General features: G+C 44.0%; 17 protein-coding genes and 1 tRNA gene. 7 read left to right on the top strand and 11 right to left on the bottom strand.

All coding sequences use genetic code 11. The features are described 5' to 3' along the window. Positions 1-33: 33 nt before the first annotated feature. Positions 34-1,176, bottom strand: a complete 1,143-nt coding sequence (locus tag AB3Y96_RS14310) for a membrane-associated sensor domain-containing protein (protein WP_367299510.1) — start codon at positions 1,174-1,176, stop codon at positions 34-36. A 416-nt stretch (positions 1,177-1,592) separates the two neighbouring features. Between AB3Y96_RS14310 and AB3Y96_RS14305 the strand changes: the two genes are divergently transcribed. Continuing rightward, the gene (locus AB3Y96_RS14305) at positions 1,593-2,024 is read left to right on the top strand and encodes an NUDIX domain-containing protein (RefSeq protein WP_072309115.1); all 432 of its coding nucleotides are present in this window, start codon (positions 1,593-1,595) and stop codon (positions 2,022-2,024) included. Here the strand turns inward: AB3Y96_RS14305 and AB3Y96_RS14300 are convergent. From AB3Y96_RS14300 to AB3Y96_RS14270, 7 genes are all read right to left on the bottom strand, one after another. Next, complete coding sequence (locus AB3Y96_RS14300; RefSeq protein WP_367299509.1) at positions 2,000-2,743, bottom strand: fimbria/pilus periplasmic chaperone; 744 nt, start codon at positions 2,741-2,743, stop codon at positions 2,000-2,002. The two genes, AB3Y96_RS14305 and AB3Y96_RS14300, sit on opposite strands and share 25 nt — an antisense overlap. Before the next feature lie 99 nt (positions 2,744-2,842). After that, positions 2,843-3,412, bottom strand: a complete 570-nt coding sequence (locus AB3Y96_RS14295) for a fimbrial protein (RefSeq protein WP_367299508.1) — start codon at positions 3,410-3,412, stop codon at positions 2,843-2,845. An 8-nt stretch (positions 3,413-3,420) separates the two neighbouring features. Further along, on the bottom strand, positions 3,421-3,963 hold the full coding sequence (locus AB3Y96_RS14290; protein ID WP_367299507.1) for a fimbrial protein: 543 nt from the start codon (positions 3,961-3,963) through the stop codon (positions 3,421-3,423). Between the two features lie 10 nt (positions 3,964-3,973). Further along, complete coding sequence (locus AB3Y96_RS14285; RefSeq protein WP_367299506.1) at positions 3,974-5,140, bottom strand: hypothetical protein; 1,167 nt, start codon at positions 5,138-5,140, stop codon at positions 3,974-3,976. 23 nt (positions 5,141-5,163) lie between these two features. Beyond that, positions 5,164-7,860 (bottom strand): fimbrial biogenesis usher protein, encoded by a 2,697-nt coding sequence (locus AB3Y96_RS14280; RefSeq protein ID WP_367299505.1) that lies wholly within the window; start codon positions 7,858-7,860, stop codon positions 5,164-5,166. A gap of 78 nt (positions 7,861-7,938) precedes the next feature. Further along, positions 7,939-8,637 carry a fimbria/pilus periplasmic chaperone gene (locus AB3Y96_RS14275; RefSeq protein ID WP_367299504.1) on the bottom strand — a complete coding sequence of 233 codons (699 nt, stop codon included), beginning with the start codon at positions 8,635-8,637 and terminating at the stop codon, positions 7,939-7,941. 227 nt (positions 8,638-8,864) lie between these two features. Then, positions 8,865-9,422, bottom strand: coding sequence for a fimbrial protein (locus tag AB3Y96_RS14270; protein ID WP_367299503.1), 558 nt, complete (start codon positions 9,420-9,422; stop codon positions 8,865-8,867). A 541-nt stretch (positions 9,423-9,963) separates the two neighbouring features. Here AB3Y96_RS14270 and AB3Y96_RS14265 point away from each other — a divergent pair. The 6 genes from AB3Y96_RS14265 to AB3Y96_RS14240 all read left to right on the top strand — a co-directional run bounded on the left by AB3Y96_RS14265 (position 9,964) and on the right by AB3Y96_RS14240 (position 16,014). Next, positions 9,964-10,689: a fimbria/pilus chaperone family protein gene (locus tag AB3Y96_RS14265; protein WP_367299502.1), complete on the top strand. Its 726-nt coding sequence runs from the start codon at positions 9,964-9,966 to the stop codon at positions 10,687-10,689. Between the two features lie 42 nt (positions 10,690-10,731). After that, entirely contained in the window at positions 10,732-11,466 is a 735-nt protein-coding gene (locus AB3Y96_RS14260; protein WP_367299501.1) for a DUF1120 domain-containing protein, read from the top strand. Between the two features lie 19 nt (positions 11,467-11,485). Next, the gene (locus AB3Y96_RS14255) at positions 11,486-12,232 is read left to right on the top strand and encodes a DUF1120 domain-containing protein (RefSeq protein ID WP_367299500.1); all 747 of its coding nucleotides are present in this window, start codon (positions 11,486-11,488) and stop codon (positions 12,230-12,232) included. Between the two features lie 99 nt (positions 12,233-12,331). Further along, the gene (locus tag AB3Y96_RS14250) at positions 12,332-14,806 is read left to right on the top strand and encodes a fimbria/pilus outer membrane usher protein (RefSeq protein ID WP_367299499.1); all 2,475 of its coding nucleotides are present in this window, start codon (positions 12,332-12,334) and stop codon (positions 14,804-14,806) included. Further along, entirely contained in the window at positions 14,796-15,335 is a 540-nt protein-coding gene (locus AB3Y96_RS14245; protein ID WP_367299498.1) for a hypothetical protein, read from the top strand. Before AB3Y96_RS14250 ends, AB3Y96_RS14245 begins: the two co-directional genes overlap by 11 nt. Further along, positions 15,328-16,014: a DUF1120 domain-containing protein gene (locus AB3Y96_RS14240; RefSeq protein WP_367299497.1), complete on the top strand. Its 687-nt coding sequence runs from the start codon at positions 15,328-15,330 to the stop codon at positions 16,012-16,014. The genes AB3Y96_RS14245 and AB3Y96_RS14240 overlap by 8 nt, the downstream gene beginning before the upstream one ends. A gap of 67 nt (positions 16,015-16,081) precedes the next feature. Here the strand turns inward: AB3Y96_RS14240 and AB3Y96_RS14235 are convergent. The 3 genes from AB3Y96_RS14235 to AB3Y96_RS14225 form a co-directional block, all read right to left on the bottom strand. Further along, positions 16,082-16,158 (bottom strand) — tRNA-Pro (locus AB3Y96_RS14235). A gap of 75 nt (positions 16,159-16,233) precedes the next feature. Further along, entirely contained in the window at positions 16,234-18,018 is a 1,785-nt protein-coding gene (yejM, locus tag AB3Y96_RS14230; RefSeq protein ID WP_367299496.1) for an LPS biosynthesis-modulating metalloenzyme YejM, read from the bottom strand. A 29-nt stretch (positions 18,019-18,047) separates the two neighbouring features. Further along, a complete protein-coding gene (locus AB3Y96_RS14225) occupies positions 18,048-18,275 on the bottom strand; it encodes a YejL family protein (RefSeq protein ID WP_025798093.1) in 228 nt (75 codons plus the stop codon). Positions 18,276-18,282 lie beyond the last annotated feature (7 nt).

Here is an 18,282-nt window from a genome sequence, read left to right as displayed (position 1 = left end):
GCTAAAAGCCAACCTTCGGGTTGGCTTTTTTGTTTATGGCGCGAGACGAACGGTATTGCGGCCTTGCTGTTTGGCGAGATACAACGCTTGATCGGCATTTTCTATTAGCGTTTTAGCATCCACGCCGTTTTGCCACTGTGCAATGCCTTGGCTAAGTGAAACATACGGGGAAACGTCTGATTGATCGTGGGGCAGTGCTAAGGTGAATACTAAGTCCTTGAGTCGTTCAGCAACTCTTTCAGCCGCGTATTTGTCCTGATCCGGCAATAAAATAATAAACTCTTCACCGCCATAGCGGCCCACTAAATCCTGTGCGCTGCGTACTGCCTGTTGGAAGCGTTTGGCTAATTGGATCAGGCATGCATCGCCAGCCTGATGGCCATAGCGGTCGTTATATTTTTTAAAGTAATCAACATCAATCAAGATAATAGACAGGGGATGGCCGGTTGTTGTCGCCCTTGCAATCGCCTGCTGTAGTTCACGATCAAAGTGGCGACGGTTAGCCAACGCCGTAAGCGGATCTTGCTGCGACATTAGCGTGAGCTTATTCGCTAGCCGAACATTTTGATGCTCTCTCGTTACCGCTAACACAAACCAGCGGCGTAATAGACGGCGCCCCGTTTCGAACAAGACGGCAAAGACCAGATATCCCGCGAGATAAACCAAGCTTAAGGTTTTACTAAAAAACATCGCATGCACAACGATAATGGCCCATATCGGCGTGGTGGCGAAAAAGAGGTGCCGCGATGAAGGATAGAGCGCAATTAACGATGACAGCATCAGTAAAGTTGAAATAGCAAAAATAAGATGGCTGAAATCACTGTAAAACAGCAGAGAAAGAATAATGCACCACATCACCCCAATGCTTAACGTTATGACTAGCATGACGTTTTCAAACTGCTTTTCAAGGACGCGGGTAAACCGTAAAACGGCCACATAACCGCACAGTATTGCCATTATTACGACGAGAGCGGTTTCGAGAAGGGTAGATAAAGCCGGAGCCGCAGGCATTTGGTGACTGACGTAAAAATAATCGCGACAAAAAACAAATAAAACAAATGCGATTTGCACGCTTAACAACCAGCCTACGTTCATTTTTAAGGCGCGTATCTCGGCGACTTTTAGTCGGTCGCGTAGCGTTAGGTGTTGCGCATTTTTGTGGATAAGCTCGATCATTGTTATGTGCCTAATGATTTTGGACGGCAACTCTAATAGATTTAAGAGAACAATTGAAATTTATTATGAGCTATCAGGAACAAAACACAGGGATTTATTATGAGACGGTGAGAAGCGTGAGGAGATGATAAAGGGCGATGCCAAGAGAAGCAGCGCCAGTTTATGGGTAAAACTTACATATAGTTATATGCGTATACCGCGGCAGCCATGATGATCATGACGATGGTTATCTTGCGCATGAGAACTCTCTTTGTCCTTTGTCAATTTTGAGGGGCGGAGCATAGCATAAGTGCCGTGCTCACGTTATGACGCAGTTAGCAATCCTGGCTATAGCTGGCAGAAAGGTGGCGGGCTATTGATGCAACGCGCGCGGAAAGGCTGATACCATAATACTTTTAGCGCAGAGGGAGTTTGTGATGCCTAAGTTTCGGCCTTATTTAGCGGTGTATATTATTGTCCGCCAGCAGCAAAGTATTTTACTGCTTCAGCGCAAAAATACGGGATTTGATGATGGTAAATGGTCATTGCCTGCTGGCCATGTTGAAGAGGGAGAGTCGGCACTGACCGCTGCGGTGCGAGAGGCCGAAGAGGAAATTGGCATTGTCATTCCTCCATCGGCTTTAAAACTGATCTATACGCTGCATCGTAAATCTGATGAAAGAACGTATATTGACTTATGGTTTGAAGCCAAGCGTTTTGATGGCGTTCCGGTTAACAAAGAGCCCAATAAATGCGCCGGGCTGATGTGGAGTAATGCACAAAATTTGCCGGAAAATACGCAGGAATACGTCAAGAGGGCCTTGAAGGACATGCAAACAAATGGCTATGGGAGCTTAGGACTGACATGACCCTCTGTGCTTTTTTTATCCTGTTCCTTCGCTTCGACCACAGGGGTTACTTTGCCTATGGCGTTTCCTAATTGTGCTGTTCCATTGGGAGTAATCGCCCAAGCAGATGTTGGTGTGCCCAAATCGTCAAGGCTTTGCCATTTAAAACCACACCCGCCATTCTTTGGACACCATGATTCGGTTCGGCTGCCAAAAGGAGCCACTACGCCTTCAGCCGGCTGTAATTTTCCATTGATAACCATCTGGAATAGTGTCACGTAATAGGGCGTTGGATTTTCAATCGTGACCTGTGCCCCATGTCGCTGCCAGCGTAATTGTTGGTAGGCTTGGTTTGGTTCTCCTTTTAAACCCGAGGGACGATAAATCAATTTATATCGTGAACGAATGGCCAGCTGTAAATCATTTCCTGTCGGCCTGCCAGATGGGATCGCCGCGATACTTAATTGAAATAAGCTTTCTCTGTCATCGGGTAGTTTTCCTTCAGTGCGGATGATGCGTATGTAATTTTCCTGTTTTTTTCTCAGTGGCAGCAGGGGAGGCGTAGCAACAAAATTCGCTGATTCAGAATTAGGCAACGCCTGCCGTATGTTATTTCCTTGCGTGTTGTCAGGTAATATTTTTGTTTGAATTAAATAGGGTAAGTCATCTGAGTTTTTAACCAGAAAAGGGAGACCTTTTTCGCTGTCCCCGTGATAAATAAAACGAGTTCCACCTATCATTATTCCGGCATACCCATTTTATGAAAGTAATACGGATACTAATATAATGTAAAACAGACTGTGAAATTTTTTATTCTCAAAGGGTCTCATAAAGTATCTCTATGGATAAGCGGTAGTAAATGTCGCACTCGACGATACTGTTCCGGTTTTTAAGGCAGAGCCGTCGGCAGCCATTTTTGCATAAAAAATAAGTGATTTAGTGGCTGCTCCATCCGTGATTAAATAAGATTTTGATGTTCCACCTACTGGAATTACTCTTCTAGTATCATCCGTAATGACTATACCGATACCGCTTGCTGTACTGTCTGGTGAGAGCTTGAAATAATCAAGGGCATTCTCATCAGGCGTCCCAGTGAATGTAACCTGCACACCACGGCTAATAGTGCCGCAATTCTCCAGATTTATGGTAAATTGCACTGGAGGCGAACTCGTGCTACCACGAGAGAATAGGCTGATGGGCACACTTCCTAGATAAACAGGTTTATCTATGGAATCGGATGATACTGAACAGGTGCCATTGGTTACCTTTCCGGTAATATTTACTGTAACGTCGTGAGCAAGCGCTGGCAGAGCGATTCCAGAACTTAAAAAGAGTATGGTTACCAACAGTAGTTTATGAAAACTATTACTATGAATTCCTTTATTAGGAATGGTGCTATTATTTAGCATGATTAATCCTATTGATAAGCCAAATCGAGATATAGCACGGAGTTAGCATCTCCTACCGTTACTGGCAGTTTAGTTACTTTATATGCCAGTTTAAACGTTAATACATTACTATCACCCGCGACCAACTTCTGTTGTAATGATTGGCTGTTTATAGGAATAATATTGTCAGCGTTATCTCTAATTTGTATAGCTAAGCCCTTTACCGTACCCTCTGCTTCTGGATTGCTCAGTGCCAATAACGTAACGTCGTCTTGGTCTTGGTCTCCTGAAAGCGTCACTATGGTACCTATAATGCCATCGTTGCATCCCGTCAGCGATATACTTAACGTTCTTGTCGTTAATATTTTCCCCACGGCAGTTAATGTATTATTTGCATAGGAGCCAAGATTAATACTCTGTGCTTGGCTTTTCTTGGCGATAGTACATGAGCTGGGTAATATAGTTCCTCTTATATTTATAGGCGTTGAACCATTGTAAACTATATTAGCATATCCAGCATAAGGTAAGAGGCTGCTAAGTATGAAAAAACCTATGTTCCATTTATTTTTCATAATGGTTTTACTATTCCATTGATAATATGACGGAGATCTGTGCGTTATAGTTTTTTGGCTTTGGCGCCGTCCCGGTCCGTGAGACTAGTTGGAATGACAATGGATATTCAAAGTATCCCTCATGTCGTTCACCCACAGTCATTTGAGTTGTTGGAACTTGGGCTACCTCAGAACTGTTGACCGGAAGTATATTTCCTTGACCATCGCGTACTATCAAACCAATCTCTGGCGTATTTTGAATGCCGATAATATTTTGCCCATCACCTGAGTAGAGTGATGATATGGAAATATGCACTAAATCACCGTCTCCAGAGCCTCCTCCGCCTGAACATAGTCCTTGGATGCCCAAGCGGGTGGGCGCATCATCTAAGATCCCGCCCGCGCCTGCCGCAGTAAAATCAGCGGCAAAGTGATCTGGCATTATCACTTCAGGTTTATCCAGTTGAAGTTGACACTTAGGCGGAATATGTAGCTTCCCTGAAACATAAACTGCAGTCAAACCATCGGTGCTCTCAGGAATACCGATATCAGATGTACTTAATTCTGATACGGCGTAATATCCCAAAAAAACATGATTTAGAATGATATCATGTGGATTAAGATTGGTACTTGGTGGAAAAACCATAACCGCGGCGTAAACGGCCTCCGTAATAGTCGGTGCGCTCGTATTTGGAATTGCCCATCGGTTAAAGGTGGTGAATCCGGGTACTGTACCCAGTTGTAACCTCATCCTGTATCCTTGATGGTAAGGATCATCAATAGTTATATTAGCCCCAGCGTCACGACCTAAGTAACCATTATTAAATGAATATACGGTACTAATTTTTGGCGCTGGGTCTGTCGGCTGGCATTTGATAGGTCCTGGCATCGCCGCCACAACGGGATAGCTATACCCTTGAGTTGTAGTAACGCCAACTGGTGGTGTAGTCATATTCATTTGAATATGCAATTCGGGCACCATGCCATTGCTGGGGGCGCATATTCCTGGATCGGCACTATAAGCCATATGGCTATATGAACTGATAACAAACAGCCCAAGTAATATGGCTGAGCGAGGAGGAAATAAGGTAAATAGGCTGCGCATGTCGTTCCTTTTTCTTGAAAACCTGTTTCTAATCGTCATGACCTGGTTAATAAAATATGAGATTGCTGGCACGTTTTTTCTGCCATATTGCATACATATCGTCATGAAAAAATTTTCTATTTACATACCACATTGGCATAGACGATAGCCTTATTAAGACTGTCTTCAGGTAATACATAATTAGCTTGGCATTGGTCGCTTGCGGCCGGGCCCCATTGTGAATTCAAGGTTCCTTTTAGCGGTAGCCCTGACATATACACCTGCCCTGCGTCACCTACGATGCCGCTGGCAGTAATATCGGTTCTGCTCACACTGGTACCGAAGGGTAGGGGTTTACCATTGTGCATGACGGTTAATAACGCTCTCACGCCGCTGTGTGCGGTAAAGTTAGCGCGCACAATCGCTCCTTGCGTAGGTACAACGTTAACCACGGCATCATCGATATCAGTGTGGTTGTTTAAGGTATTGGTATTGAGCGCAATACGATTTTGGCGGTAGCTGCTTGCGTAAGGCACAACGGCATATCCACGCCAGTCAGTTTTCACCCCAGTGTTATTTTCAACACTGACATTATCTGCACCGGGCGCGGCGATAAGCACGTTGGTATCGCCAAGAGGTTGGCTAAGCGTGATCCCATTGCGGTGGGCAACAATACCGCCAGATATAGCGTAGTTTAACTGCTTATAGTCAGCGCCGTAGTTGTACCCAACGTTTGTGCTACCATAACCCCCTTGGTAGCCGGCGCTCACGCTGCCGCTATTGCCGACACCGTTATTTCCATAGCCTTCCATCACGCTGTAGCTGAGATTATTGTCGTCAAGTAACGTTCCGCTAATACCTGCCTGCTGAGTTGTGTTACCGTTCTTATCTCTATTTCCGCTGTAGGTGGCATACGCATTATGTCCAGGCTGCGCCATGTCGTCTTGGGCCGGAGATAACAATTGAGCCAAAGGAATAGAAATATTGAATGAGACAACCTGATCTGCATCTGGTTGGTTTTGCACTTTATTATAGTTATATGCCAGGGTATAGCTGGCATTCCAGATGGTGCTATTAAATCCGAACTGTATCAGGGTATCAGTTTCATCGGTATGCCAATAACTTTGTTGACTGGCAGAGACAAATAGACCGCTTTCCTTTCCCACTTGCTGGCTAATATTGGCCTGCAACTTCCCGCGTTTGGTATAGTTCAGATTATAATAATCAAAATAATTGGGCTGATCGTTATTGTCTTTTTTATTACCTTCGTTTTCGGTGTCATTATACCCACTCATTCTTTTATAGGTGGTCTCACTTAAGGTATAGAAACCCTCGGTAGAGTAACGATATCCGAGCAATTGGAAGTTGGTCCCAAAATTATTGAGCGCTTTAGCATATAGAAAACGCATTGATTGCCCTTGATGGGTAGTGTCATCTGCCAGCGTGCTGTTCGCCTGAGTGATATCAACAGAAAATGCGCCTAAATCACCGAAGTTTTTGCCCAACCCAACCGCGAAACTACGGTATTTATCAGATAACTGTGTACCACCATAGGCAGTTATTCCATGAGGTAAACCCCAAATTACTGTTGCCTGACCAAATTCAGGGTTATCCTGCTCATTACCCCCGTTACGATATTTTCCGGCACTGACGGCATATTTTACCCGACCTTCTCGTTGTAAAATTGGTACACCGGAAAAAGGGACAGAGTAAGAATTAATACTGCCATCACTTTCTTCAATTAAAACCAGTAAATCGCCGCTGGATGAAGTTGGGAATAAATCGTTAACTTCAAATGCACCGGGTGCTACATAGGTTTGATAAATAACATAGTTGTTTTGTTTTATCGTTACTTTTGCGTTGCTCTTTGCAATTCCGCGAATTGTTGGCGCAAAGCCTCTCTGACTATCGGGCAGCATATTATCATCAGACGAAAGCTGTATACCACGAATGGGAACACTGTCAAAAACGTCGCTAGACGTACTGGTATCTCCGGCAACAAGTTCAGATTTCAGCGGAATAATAGTACGTTCAACATAGGTACTAATATGTTGAATCTCACTAGAGTGATCGCTGTTAGAACTCTGGCTGCTCCACGAGGCGCTGTCACGTAAGCGCCATGCTCCGAGGTTAATTCCACTTTGCAAACTAAGAAACTTGTCAGACTGGCGCTCGTTGTTAGCCTTCGTTTCATTACCCGAGAAATTGTAATTTAACAGCAGGGCATTGATCCCTTCATCCCATTGCTCTGGGGCAATATAGCCACGAGCATCATTTTTCATCGCAATTTGCGGAATACTCAAATCAAGACGCTGCTTTTCAAAATCGAAAGAGGCTCTGCTTCCTAAAACTATGGATTCCAGATTGACCTCTTTATGATCTTGATCATCTTGCGCGGTCTCTTTGAGAGTAGGCAGGGATTTTGTGTTTACGCCAAGCGCTTCCAGTTCTTTGATACTGAAAAATGGCACGAGCGTATCAGTTGTATCCGACGATTTCGTTTTTGATGATGCTTCGACAGGTGCTGCCGTATTTTTCTCCGGCTCCGCCGCGGCTTTTGAATATTTGAAGTTCACGTCACGCGTAGAGATAAAGGTATCGTTAACAAATATATCGACGCGATAGCTCCCCGGAGCCTGTCCACCTTCATTGTTGAAGCGTGAGAGATCCGCAATAGCGGAAGGATCGCTGGATAGAAATGCCGGATTAAAATATTGCTCAGCGAGTACTTGCACGGGAGAAACAATAGCCAGTGATGAAAAAACAACAGGGGCATAACGGCTAATAGCAGATCTCGCTTGTGGAACTGATGCGAAATAAAGTTGCTTTTTCATCTTACTTTCAATCCTGAAAAATATAGAAATAGATAACGCCAATCCTTGACGATGTTCTCTGGCATGTTCTCTGGCATGTTATATGGAGCATGTTTGTTGATCGGTCATGGCACCATAATCATTCATGGTCTGGAATGTAATGTTTCCGCCAGGGCCTCCTTGTAATGGAACCTGTGCCTCAGATTTTGGCGGAACCATGGTGTTTGGCATTTTTTGATTGCCAACTTTGAGGCTAACTAGCGTCACATAATAAGGAGAAGGATTTTTTACGTTTAGGTTGCTGCCGATTAGTTTACAGCGCAAAGATTTAGGCGCGTCGATGCTTGGTGTAGGCAGATTATCAGGACGCACAAACATTTTAATGGTTGTTTGCGTTGCGATCTGGAGCGTATTTTTTCCTTCTTCAGGTTTTCCTGAAGGTATTGCTTTACTGTTTACGTAATAAAGAGATTCACGATCGGTTGGTAGTGGTTTTTTCCCCACAAACATGATCCGCATCGTATTTTCTTTTTTGGGCTGAATCACGAAAATAGGCGGGGTAATGATAAAATCAGCACTCTTATTTCCATCAGGATTGGATACCCAAGATTGAATCAGAAAAACCTTGCTGGCATCGGTGTTTTGAATAGATAAAGATGCCTGCGAACTATTCTGTGGATAAATCACTCTTGTCGTACCAAGACCGACTCCACCGGCTATGGCAGCTGATGATCCGCAGAGAGAAATTGAGCTGAAGAGTAATAAATTTATTAGCGAGTTGACTTTTACGTTTTTCATAACCTATAGCCTTGGTTTATATTTTCTGATAGCACTTAAAAAGTGAGGTTAAATTTTATATTTATGGTGATGACACTTAATTAATTTTTATCGAGATAGCAGAGGTTGGATGAAAAGTATTAATTAAGTGTATTCAATGTGTTGTCTATAATCTAAATGAACGCCATAAAAAATCATGGCGTTAGATAGAAATTAATTTCTATAACTTATACACGGCGAATAAAATATTATTCGTAATGTACTTTAAAGTTAGTTGTTGCAGATACGTGACCTGGTGTTGCTGTCTCTGAAGTACCAACTAAAGCAGCAGAGAAAATTGCAACGTTAGTGCCTTCAATCAGCTGCATTTTCGCACCTTTATCGTCAGCGGCAGTGAAGTTAATAACCTTGCCATCCATATCTTTCATCTGTACGCCTACGCCATGTGCGCCACCAGCGCCAGGGGCGTTTGCCAGCACAGTTGGGTCAGTATCAGGCACGCCACTAAAAGCAAAGGACGCGGTTTTATAGACTTCAGTGCTGCATTCTTCCAGATAGATTCTGACTTCAGTTGATGCTCCGGTCTTACCTGCTGCTACTTCACTTGTTTTGAGAGGGCTCAATGCGTAAGTTTGGTTAACTGATTCAGGGTTAACGATACATGCGGCATCAGTGACTTCTCCCGTAAAATTAATAGAACCTCCATTAACGGTAATTGGTGTAGCAACCGGAGCTGCCATTGCAGAACCTGCCGCCATCATGGTCAAAACAGATAACGCAGACACCAACATTTTTGAAGCTTTCATATTTATATTTCCTTTATTCATATGTGTTTAGTTCATTCAGATTTCTGATGCATTAGTATTAATGACATAGATGAATGTTTAATTGTTTCCAAGCAGATACTGTTATCCATATAGCATCATTCATATCAGAGAAATAATATTAGATATTTCCTGACGCTTTACTTTGGCAACGAGCTAACTGACGAGGCTCACTATACATCAGGTTTTTTTTTATGGAAGTGGCCATTTTTATTGATTTTTAGTTAACTCATTATTTATCATGGTGTTATCTATATGTAGCAAAATTAAAGAATGATTTCAGGTGTGGTTTACGCAAACAAATTCAATAAAATCAACGTGATAAAAAAATCTTATGGAAAGTTAATTGGAATGGGGTTTTCTTAGAGTGATTTAAATAAAACTTGTAGGTATGATTTTTATAACAAGCATTAAGTAATTTTTTATTCTGAATTAATTATAGCTAATAAAAGCGCTATCTGAAGCTCTCATATGCAGCAGATAGCGTTTTTCTGTCTTATTATGTTAGGGAGAGTGTTTGAATATGTTAATTAAATTTAGTTTTACACCGAAGATGAAAAAGATTTCTATTATTTATTTATCTTGTTTATCACCATTATTATTTCCTCTTAATTATGCACATGCATCTGGGATGAAACTTGAAACTTCTGTTGTGGTGGTGAATACGGAAGAAGGGGAAGGGGTGATGACGCTTAAAAACACCGATCCTACCCCGGTATTGCTCTATTCATCGGTGGAAAACCTGCCGGGTGATAAAGAGGAATCATTGATTGTTACTCCTCCCGTTGTTCGGGTGAATCCCGGTGATAGCCAGACCGTGCGTTTTATGATGAAAACGCCAGCGAAAGCCGTTGAGCAGTTTAAACGCGCCATCTTTGAAGGCATCCCAGCTTCTGATAAAACGGCCGATAAATTACAGATTACGCTGCGTCAAAATGTGCCATTGATTATTCACCCAGCGGGTCTGAAAGAGAATTTAGAGCCTTGGACGTTGCTGAAATGGGAACAGGTGAGTCAAGATACCTTAAAGGTAACAAATACAGGTGCTTATGTTATCCGCATGTCACCCATCATAAGCGTACAACCGCAAAAAATCAGTGCTTCACTACCTCGCTCTTATTTGTTGCCTGGAGATACGGTTAACGTAAAACTGAATAATAAAATTGCCGATGTTCAAAAAGTGACCATTACACCGGCAAATTTGTATGGCTATTTTGTAAAACCCTATGAGGCGAGTGTGTCTCATTAAGTAGTGTGCTTGTTCTATTATTTCGATAAAAAGGAAAGAAAAATGTCAGGAAAGAAAGTAAAAATATCGCTAAAATTGTTGGCATTGCCATTACTGGCTATGTCAATTTCTAGCGCATTTGCCGACCCTGCAGTAGGGCCTTCCGGCAAACTCACCGTGACTGGAGAATATACGCCACCGCCGTGTTCGGTTGCGCTTGCCGCGAATGGGGTAATTGACTATGGACATATATCTACCTCTTCGCTGCATAGTACTTATAGTACTAATCTGCCTATAAAAACGCTGTCTAATGCGGTCACTATTACCTGCTCCGCAGTGACCAGCGTTGCGATTAATTGGGATGATAATAGATCTGCTACCTTAGCAATTGGCTTAATGGATACCATTGGTCGCTATAAGCAATTACAACCAAGTGGAACGAGCTCTGGCTATGGCTTAAATCTTGGTTTGGGCACTGACAGCTTAGGTCAAGGTATTGGTAACTATGTTGCTACATTGTCTGCGTTAAAAGTTGATGGCATTGACCAATATTTTGCTAGCACCGCGACCACGCCTTTCCAAAAAGGCGCTGCTACGCCAACAAAAGTTTTTGAATATATGGGTGCAAGAAGTCCACTCGCTTATAACTTCTTAAATGTAGATGGTGAAATCGTTAAAGGGAGCGTCTTTTCCATGGACTATAACGTCATGGCCACGATAACAGAGACAGACCATATCGATTTAAGTAAAGAAATTACCTTAAATGGTTCATCTACTATTAGTCTGTATTATCTCTAATAAATAGTTAAGGATTACTATGAAATTTTTACGTCTAAAAGATAACGGCTTAGCATGGACACTATTGCCTTTATTATGCTCTGCTATTTCACCTGCATTTGCTGCTGTAGCAGTGAATGATACTACCGAGCTGAAGGTCACTGGTACCGTGAGCCCAGCGAGTTGCAACCTAGTTTTAGGTACTGGAGCGGGAGCTGCAGGGGAGGTTGCTTATGGGAATATTAATGCTGGAATGGCTCCGGCTTTGTCGGGAAGTTATCAGCTGCTCGATGAAAAAATGCTGTTCGACGCGGTTACCATTAACTGTGAAGGTGAGACAATAATCGGTGTTTCTACCACAGATGACCGTTCTTCATCGGTAACAGCGTCAACAGCGCCGGTGCCAACCTATAACAATGATGGTAGCGAATTTGGCAATGCTACCCACTTTTTGGGGCTAGGGACTGATAATAAAGGTAACACTATCGGGCAATACAGCGGAACTTTCACTGGCCTTAAAGTTGATGGAGTTTCTGCAAATTTCTCAAAATGTATTTCTGAAAATAATCTCACAGGGGCTACTACTGAACAGGGCGGCGCATTAGTCGTTAATAACTGTCTTGCAGGACAAACACACTTAGTTATGGATAAAAATAACAAGGCGTTGTCAGGCACTGATTTTGCATGGGACTATGTCGTTAGACCTTTAGTTAAATCAGCAAAAGATTTAGACCCGGCTGGGTTCAAGCTTGATGGCTCAATTACTGTGCAAGTTGATTATCTTTAATCGATAATAACTATCTCTTTCTGATGCAAGAGAATGGCTAAGGTGCGGGCAGTTATTTAATTTCTTTATTCTAATTGACTCTATTTATAACGGTTTTTTATGACTGCGTGCACCTTTTTTTATATAAAAAAATATATTGATAAGATTGTATTTCTATTACCCTTTAGCTTAATTTCTTTTTCTCTGTATGCGGCTAATGACACAGTAGACTTTGATCTTTCAACATTAGAGGCTAGAGGATTATCAACAACGCTTAATGATTATTTTAGAGCAGGTAAAAAGTTCTCGCCTGGCATAACTAAAATAACACCTGTTATTAATGGTGTGGAGAAAAGACCGCTATCAGTCAATTTTGATGATAGAGGTGAACTCTGTTTGCATAACGAGGATTTAATAACGCTTGGAATTAAGTTAATTAAATCAGAACCAGACCAATGCATTGAATTAAAATCATACTATGCGCAAATGGAGTTAAAACTTGACCCAGGCCAGAGTAAGGTTGAGTTTATTTTACCCTCTGATGCTATCGAAGATTCAAATAATCTTGATATAAGCCAATATACCGCGGGTGGTATCGGAGGGGTGCTTAATTATGATGTTCTGATGATGAAAAATAACAGTAAGAAATCGGATTCAGACACCTATAGCGGGAACGATAAAAGTTCTTCAAACAGTAATAACATTAATACATTTCAAAGTAACACTGAAGAAGGCTTTAATATAAACGATTGGATTATCCGTAGTCGCCAATCATATAGCAGCAGCGGTGACACGCGAAGCTTTGATCAGCTTTATACTTATGCACAAAGAACGTTGCCGAATTATAAAACGGTGATGCAGACAGGAAAGATTAGCGTTGCTAACTCGCTATTTGCTATGCCTCAAGTTTTTGGGATCCAGTTTTCTCCTGAAAGCGCATTGATGAGCAGCAAGCAAAGCGGAGCCACAGTCAGTGGTATTGCGCAAACGCAGGCGCGAATTGAAGTGCGTCAGTCGGGTGTATTAATTTACTCAACTCAAGTTCCCGCAGGCGCTTTTACGCTAAATCGATTACCAACAATAAACAATACAGCAGACCTTAACGTTAATGTCGTTGAACAAGATGGTGCTACGCGTAGCTTTATCGTTCCTGCATCTTCTTTTACTCATGGCTATAGTCAGCAGGAAACCAGTTATTCATTTGCTATTGGCAAGATTGATCAGAGCACTAATGACAATATAGGCTCGAACGATTTAACCACATTCAACGTGTCTACGCCTTGGGGGACACGTTCTATGGTGAGCAGCGGTGCATTGGTGGCTCAAAAATATCAAAGCATCGCAGCTCAATTGAGTACAGGTTTGGCAAGTGGTCTTAGCCTTAGTGGAAGATCGATTTTGTCTAGCGATGCCCGTAGTCAGACAAAAGGTATGCAAAATAATCTGTCGGTCAGTATGCCACTGGCTGACAGTTTGAATGTTAACGGCTCGGTGACGATGCAGGATATTGGTTACCGCGATCTAACTGACGGGGGACCAAGAGCCGACGAAGACGATGCTGACTACATTAATATCCGCTATAAATCTCAATATAGCCTTGGGGTGGGATATTCGTTTGAGGATTTAGGCGCATTTAACCTGTCTTGGTCACGAGTTTCTATGTTTTCGTCAGAAGAAGTCACCAGCCGTATGACCGCGGGTTGGTCAAAAACGTTTAGCAACGGCATGTCTGTTTCAATGAATGCTGAGCGAGATAGCGGTAATGATGGCAACTCAATGTTTTATATGAATATGAGTATTCCATTTGGTTCTGTGCGTGTTGGTACCAGCATGTCACGCGTGGGGAATAACAGTACTCGGGGAGTCACATTAGATCAGACGATCAACGATCGGTTGAGTTATTCATTGGCTGCCAATAAGAGTAGCGATAGCGATGTAGGTGCTTTTAGTGCCAATGTCCGCGCGCTACCAAACTACTCTCAGCTTAGCTTAGGCTACTCGCGTTATGGCTCAGAAAACAGCACATATACCGTAGGTGCTTCCGGCGGGATAGTGGCGACCAAGCAAGGCGTGTTTTTCTCACCTTATCCTTTGCAGGACACCTACGCAGTCGTTCAAATTCCAGGTATCAGCGGCGGTGAAATTCAAACACCGCAGGGGCCAGTTTGGAGTAACAGCCAAGGGTATGCGGTGTCTTCAGGTATGAGTGCCTATGGTGAATCCCGCTTGGTTCTAAATACGAAAAGCTTACCGAAAAATGTGGACGTGAATAATGGTATTCAGGTTGCTCATGTTGCCCGTGGTTCTGTAACGAATTATACCTTTGGCACCATTGTTAGCCGACGTGCGCTGATCCGCATACATTTAGCGGATGGAAAGCTGGCTGAGAGAGGGGCGCTGATTTATGACGCCCATGATAACTACATCACAACAGTGGCGAGTGACGGAACCGTATTTCTGATTGATAGCCAGCTAGAACAGAAATTAGTGCTTCAAACGGCTTCTGGTGAACGGTGTCAGGTGCATTTTAAACTTAATGAAGAGCCTGAAGCGGATAAATTGTATGAGAGTTATGATGCCCAGTGTGAAATTTAACCTTTTGATTTTTTGTGCAATGCTTCTATCTATTAACGTTAGAGCCAGTGATTGCAATCTCAATGTCAGCCAGCCGCATACTCATTTTGGTACCTTCAACCGAGGAACATTGTCTCAATCAAACGGCGGTGGGCAAGCCAATGTTATTGGTCGTAAAACCGCAACAGTAACGATAGTTTGTCCGCGGCCAGAACGTATCACGTTGTACTATCGAGCCGCCGCAAGTAGCGGAGGCAAGAGCTATTTGCTAGGTGATATTGCCAATCTATCGTTGATAGTTAGCGATGCTCAAGCCGATGGTAAATCAGTTGCGCTAACGTATAAACAAGGCGGAGGTGCTGCTACTTCAGATAACGTAAAAGAGCTGCCTTTGCTACCTGATATCGGTATGACCCCTAACATTGATGAGCCAGTAACAACACTGGTCATGCAGATAACATCGATTGCCACAGTTAACAATAATAATGTCAGTATCAAAGAATATAAAAGGCTGACTAGCAATGGCTCGTTGGAGGTGGTGAGTGAATAAACTAGCAGTGAATAAACTAGCGTTGATAAGCTCTGTGATTTTAGCAGGTACGAGTATGCCTACTTTTGCGTTGTCACAGGTGCAGCTGTCGTTTACTGCAGAGGCAGAACCGCCACCGTGTCATATTTTGCAGTCGCCCACTACGCTGGATTTTGGAAATATTAACCGTAATCAGCTCGCAGCGAAAACCGCGACACAGCTTCCTGTAAAGTCGTTTGCGGGGGGGATCACAGTTCAATGCGAATCAGCCACGAGCATTGGTCTTCGTGCGGTTGATAATAGCGGCGGTAGCACGTTATCAATCGGTAATTTGAGCTGGAGTTCTCCGAGCGTGAACGTTACGCCCACTCAGACCGATCAACGTTTTGGTTTGGGGATGACGTCTGCAGGCAAACCGATCGGCGTATGGAATGTATTGTTTCATTCGGCGCAGGTTGATGGTGTTCCGGCCCAGATAGGAATTGCTAATAATGGCGTGCTGGATTTAAACGACACTGTGCCTACGATGCGCAACAACGGCAAAGCCAGCAGTTGGGTACAAAATAGTGAGTTTGCGCTAGGAGAGTTATTTACCGTACAGGCTGATGCTGCCGTTGCGCTTGCACCGTTGGAAGACTTGCCGTCTGGTTCTAAGATCAGTTTTGCCGGTTCGGCAACGTTAGAAATTATCTATCTGTGATCGTGGGTTATTCATGCAAACATAAAAAACCAACCTATAACAGGTTGGCTTTCTTGTTTGGGTTCTTTGGTCGGCACGGAGAGATTTGAACTCTCGACCCTCGCCACCCCATGACGATGCGCTACCAGGCTGCGCTACGTGCCGAACAGCTTTTATAGTACTTAAAAGCTAACGATTTTCAAGAGCATGGCGTTACGATTGTGTACGCTTTAGCCAATTTTAATTGGCGATAAACCGCTTCACATCCGTCAGAACTTGCAGCAGCAAGGCCAGCTGTGGTTTTTCGCCCTTCATCTCTTCATTGTCAGCGTCATAGGTACGATAGTGACCATTTTTATCTAGAATCACGGTTTCTTTCGGCGTGACGATCACTAATTCGTTGCTATCACCTAACGCCAGCCAGTTATGTTTACGCGTTGGTGCAAACAGGTCTTCACCCTGCGTATAGTCTACCGCTCGGGTATCCACGTGAAGCAAGCGCTGCATCAGCGTTGCCATCACATCTTCGTGGCTGGTGAGCTTATTGATGGTTTGCGCTGGCGTTCCAGGCCAATGAATAATCAATGGCACCTGAAGCTGATAACGGCTGTAGTTGGTGCCGAAGCCCCAATCACCTTTGCCGCTGTCGTTGAATTCAATACCGTGGCTAGCGGTAATGACTACGACGGTTTTATCCAGTTCGCCACGTTGTTTTAGCGTATCAAGTATTGCGGCGATCTGCCCATCAACACCGACGGCCGCTTGTTGGTATTTCTCCATGAAATCTTCGGGTTTATGCCCAGAAGCATCCGCTAGAGCGCTGCGGGTGCCGTTAAGATTCACGTACGAGAACCACGGTGACTGTGTCGTTTGGGTTGATAGCCACTGTTGCCACTGTTTGGTGATGGCAGCGTCGCTTTGACGAATTGGTGCCGGCAGTGAGAAATCGGTCAATAGTGCCTGACGGTAGAGTGGGGCGCTAAAACCATCGGAGGAGAATAGGCCAAACTGGTAGTTTTGCTGGCTGAGCGCGCTGATTAACGCTGATGGCTTGCGGCCTGCCAGAATACCTTCGAGATAAGACGGCGAGATGCCATAGAACAGGCCGAAGAGCCCGCTATCCAAATTGTTTCCCGAGCTGTAGTGCTGGGTGAACTCGAGATTATCGTTACCAAAGGCAGCCAGCTGAGGTAAGTCCTGTTTGAGATCGTCGGCACGCAGGCCATCTACCGCAATCACCAGAAGATTATAGCCCGCGCCTTTATCGGCAAAGCTCAGCTTATTGAGCGGATATTCAACGGATACGGCTTCTGGGCTGCCCGTTTGTGTCAGCTTATTCTGGAATTCTTGAGCATCCAATAAACCATGTTTTTCCAAGAAACGTCGCGCTGTCATTGGATATGAAAGCGGAAGGTTGGAGCGCTGCATGGTAATTGGGCGATAGAAATTAGCATCGGCCCAGATGTAGATCAGATGCGATGCGAAAAATGCGGTGATAAACAATCCGGCTAGCGGTTTGCCAAATTTCTGCCGGTTGAGGCTACGAAGCTTTTGCCAGCTCCAGGTGCCAAACAGCATTTCGACGAGGAAAATAACGGGCACACAGATAAACATTAGCTGCCAATCGCGCGCCAGCTCACCTTGATCGGGGTTAACCACCAGTTCCCACACCACCGGATTGAGATGGAGATGGAAACGGGTGAAAACTTCAGCGTCAACCAGCAGTAGCGTTAGCCCCGCGGTGGCTAGCGCGGCGGAAAGAAAGCGCAGTAATCGCTGCGACATCACCACAAACGTGAGTGGGAAGATGATCAGCAGATAGGCAGCAAAGCCAATAAAGCTAAAGTGCCCTAACCAGCTGATCATCGCATAGACACGACCAAACAATGAGGATGGCCAATCGGCGACAAACAGATAACGGCTGCCCAAAAGCAGACCGAGCAAAATATTAAACAGAGCGAACCAATGCCCCCAGCTGATCATCTGGGAAACTTTTTCACGGTATCGCTGACGGTTTGTCACCATAAAAGTATGTCTATACGTCCGAGCAAAAATTAATGGGCTTTATCTTCCCGAATCGAAGCCTGTAAGGCTTCAGCAAAAGAGCGCGCAATAGCACGGCGCTGAGCGGGTGCGATGCTGGTGTTAATCAGATTCGTGACCATATTGCCCAAAACCATCAAAGAAAGATCGTTTGGCGTGTGGTGCGATTCCAGTACGTTGGCCAGCTCACTGAGCAGTTGTTCAACGTGTTCGTCACTATAACGGGATGATTGTGGCATAGAATTA

The sequence above is a fragment of the Hafnia alvei genome (assembly GCF_964063325.1).
Classification (GTDB): domain Bacteria; phylum Pseudomonadota; class Gammaproteobacteria; order Enterobacterales; family Enterobacteriaceae; genus Hafnia; species Hafnia alvei_B.
This window is presented reverse-complemented; position numbering and strand designations above follow the sequence as displayed.

Bases quoted from the DNA above. Each gene is read 5' to 3' on its own strand.
- AB3Y96_RS14310 (WP_367299510.1), bottom strand. From the start codon at position 1,176: ATGATCGAGCTTATCCACAAAAATGCGCAACACCTAACGCTACGCGAC.
- AB3Y96_RS14305 (WP_072309115.1), top strand. From the start codon at position 1,593: ATGCCTAAGTTTCGGCCTTATTTAGCGGTGTATATTATTGTCCGCCAG.
- AB3Y96_RS14300 (WP_367299509.1), bottom strand. From the start codon at position 2,743: ATGATAGGTGGAACTCGTTTTATTTATCACGGGGACAGCGAAAAAGGT.
- AB3Y96_RS14295 (WP_367299508.1), bottom strand. From the start codon at position 3,412: ATGCTAAATAATAGCACCATTCCTAATAAAGGAATTCATAGTAATAGT.
- AB3Y96_RS14290 (WP_367299507.1), bottom strand. From the start codon at position 3,963: ATGAAAAATAAATGGAACATAGGTTTTTTCATACTTAGCAGCCTCTTA.
- AB3Y96_RS14285 (WP_367299506.1), bottom strand. From the start codon at position 5,140: ATGCAATATGGCAGAAAAAACGTGCCAGCAATCTCATATTTTATTAAC.
- AB3Y96_RS14280 (WP_367299505.1), bottom strand. From the start codon at position 7,860: ATGAAAAAGCAACTTTATTTCGCATCAGTTCCACAAGCGAGATCTGCT.
- AB3Y96_RS14275 (WP_367299504.1), bottom strand. From the start codon at position 8,637: ATGAAAAACGTAAAAGTCAACTCGCTAATAAATTTATTACTCTTCAGC.
- AB3Y96_RS14270 (WP_367299503.1), bottom strand. From the start codon at position 9,422: ATGAAAGCTTCAAAAATGTTGGTGTCTGCGTTATCTGTTTTGACCATG.
- AB3Y96_RS14265 (WP_367299502.1), top strand. From the start codon at position 9,964: ATGTTAATTAAATTTAGTTTTACACCGAAGATGAAAAAGATTTCTATT.
- AB3Y96_RS14260 (WP_367299501.1), top strand. From the start codon at position 10,732: ATGTCAGGAAAGAAAGTAAAAATATCGCTAAAATTGTTGGCATTGCCA.
- AB3Y96_RS14255 (WP_367299500.1), top strand. From the start codon at position 11,486: ATGAAATTTTTACGTCTAAAAGATAACGGCTTAGCATGGACACTATTG.
- AB3Y96_RS14250 (WP_367299499.1), top strand. From the start codon at position 12,332: ATGACTGCGTGCACCTTTTTTTATATAAAAAAATATATTGATAAGATT.
- yejM (WP_367299496.1), bottom strand. From the start codon at position 18,018: ATGGTGACAAACCGTCAGCGATACCGTGAAAAAGTTTCCCAGATGATC.
- AB3Y96_RS14225 (WP_025798093.1), bottom strand. From the start codon at position 18,275: ATGCCACAATCATCCCGTTATAGTGACGAACACGTTGAACAACTGCTC.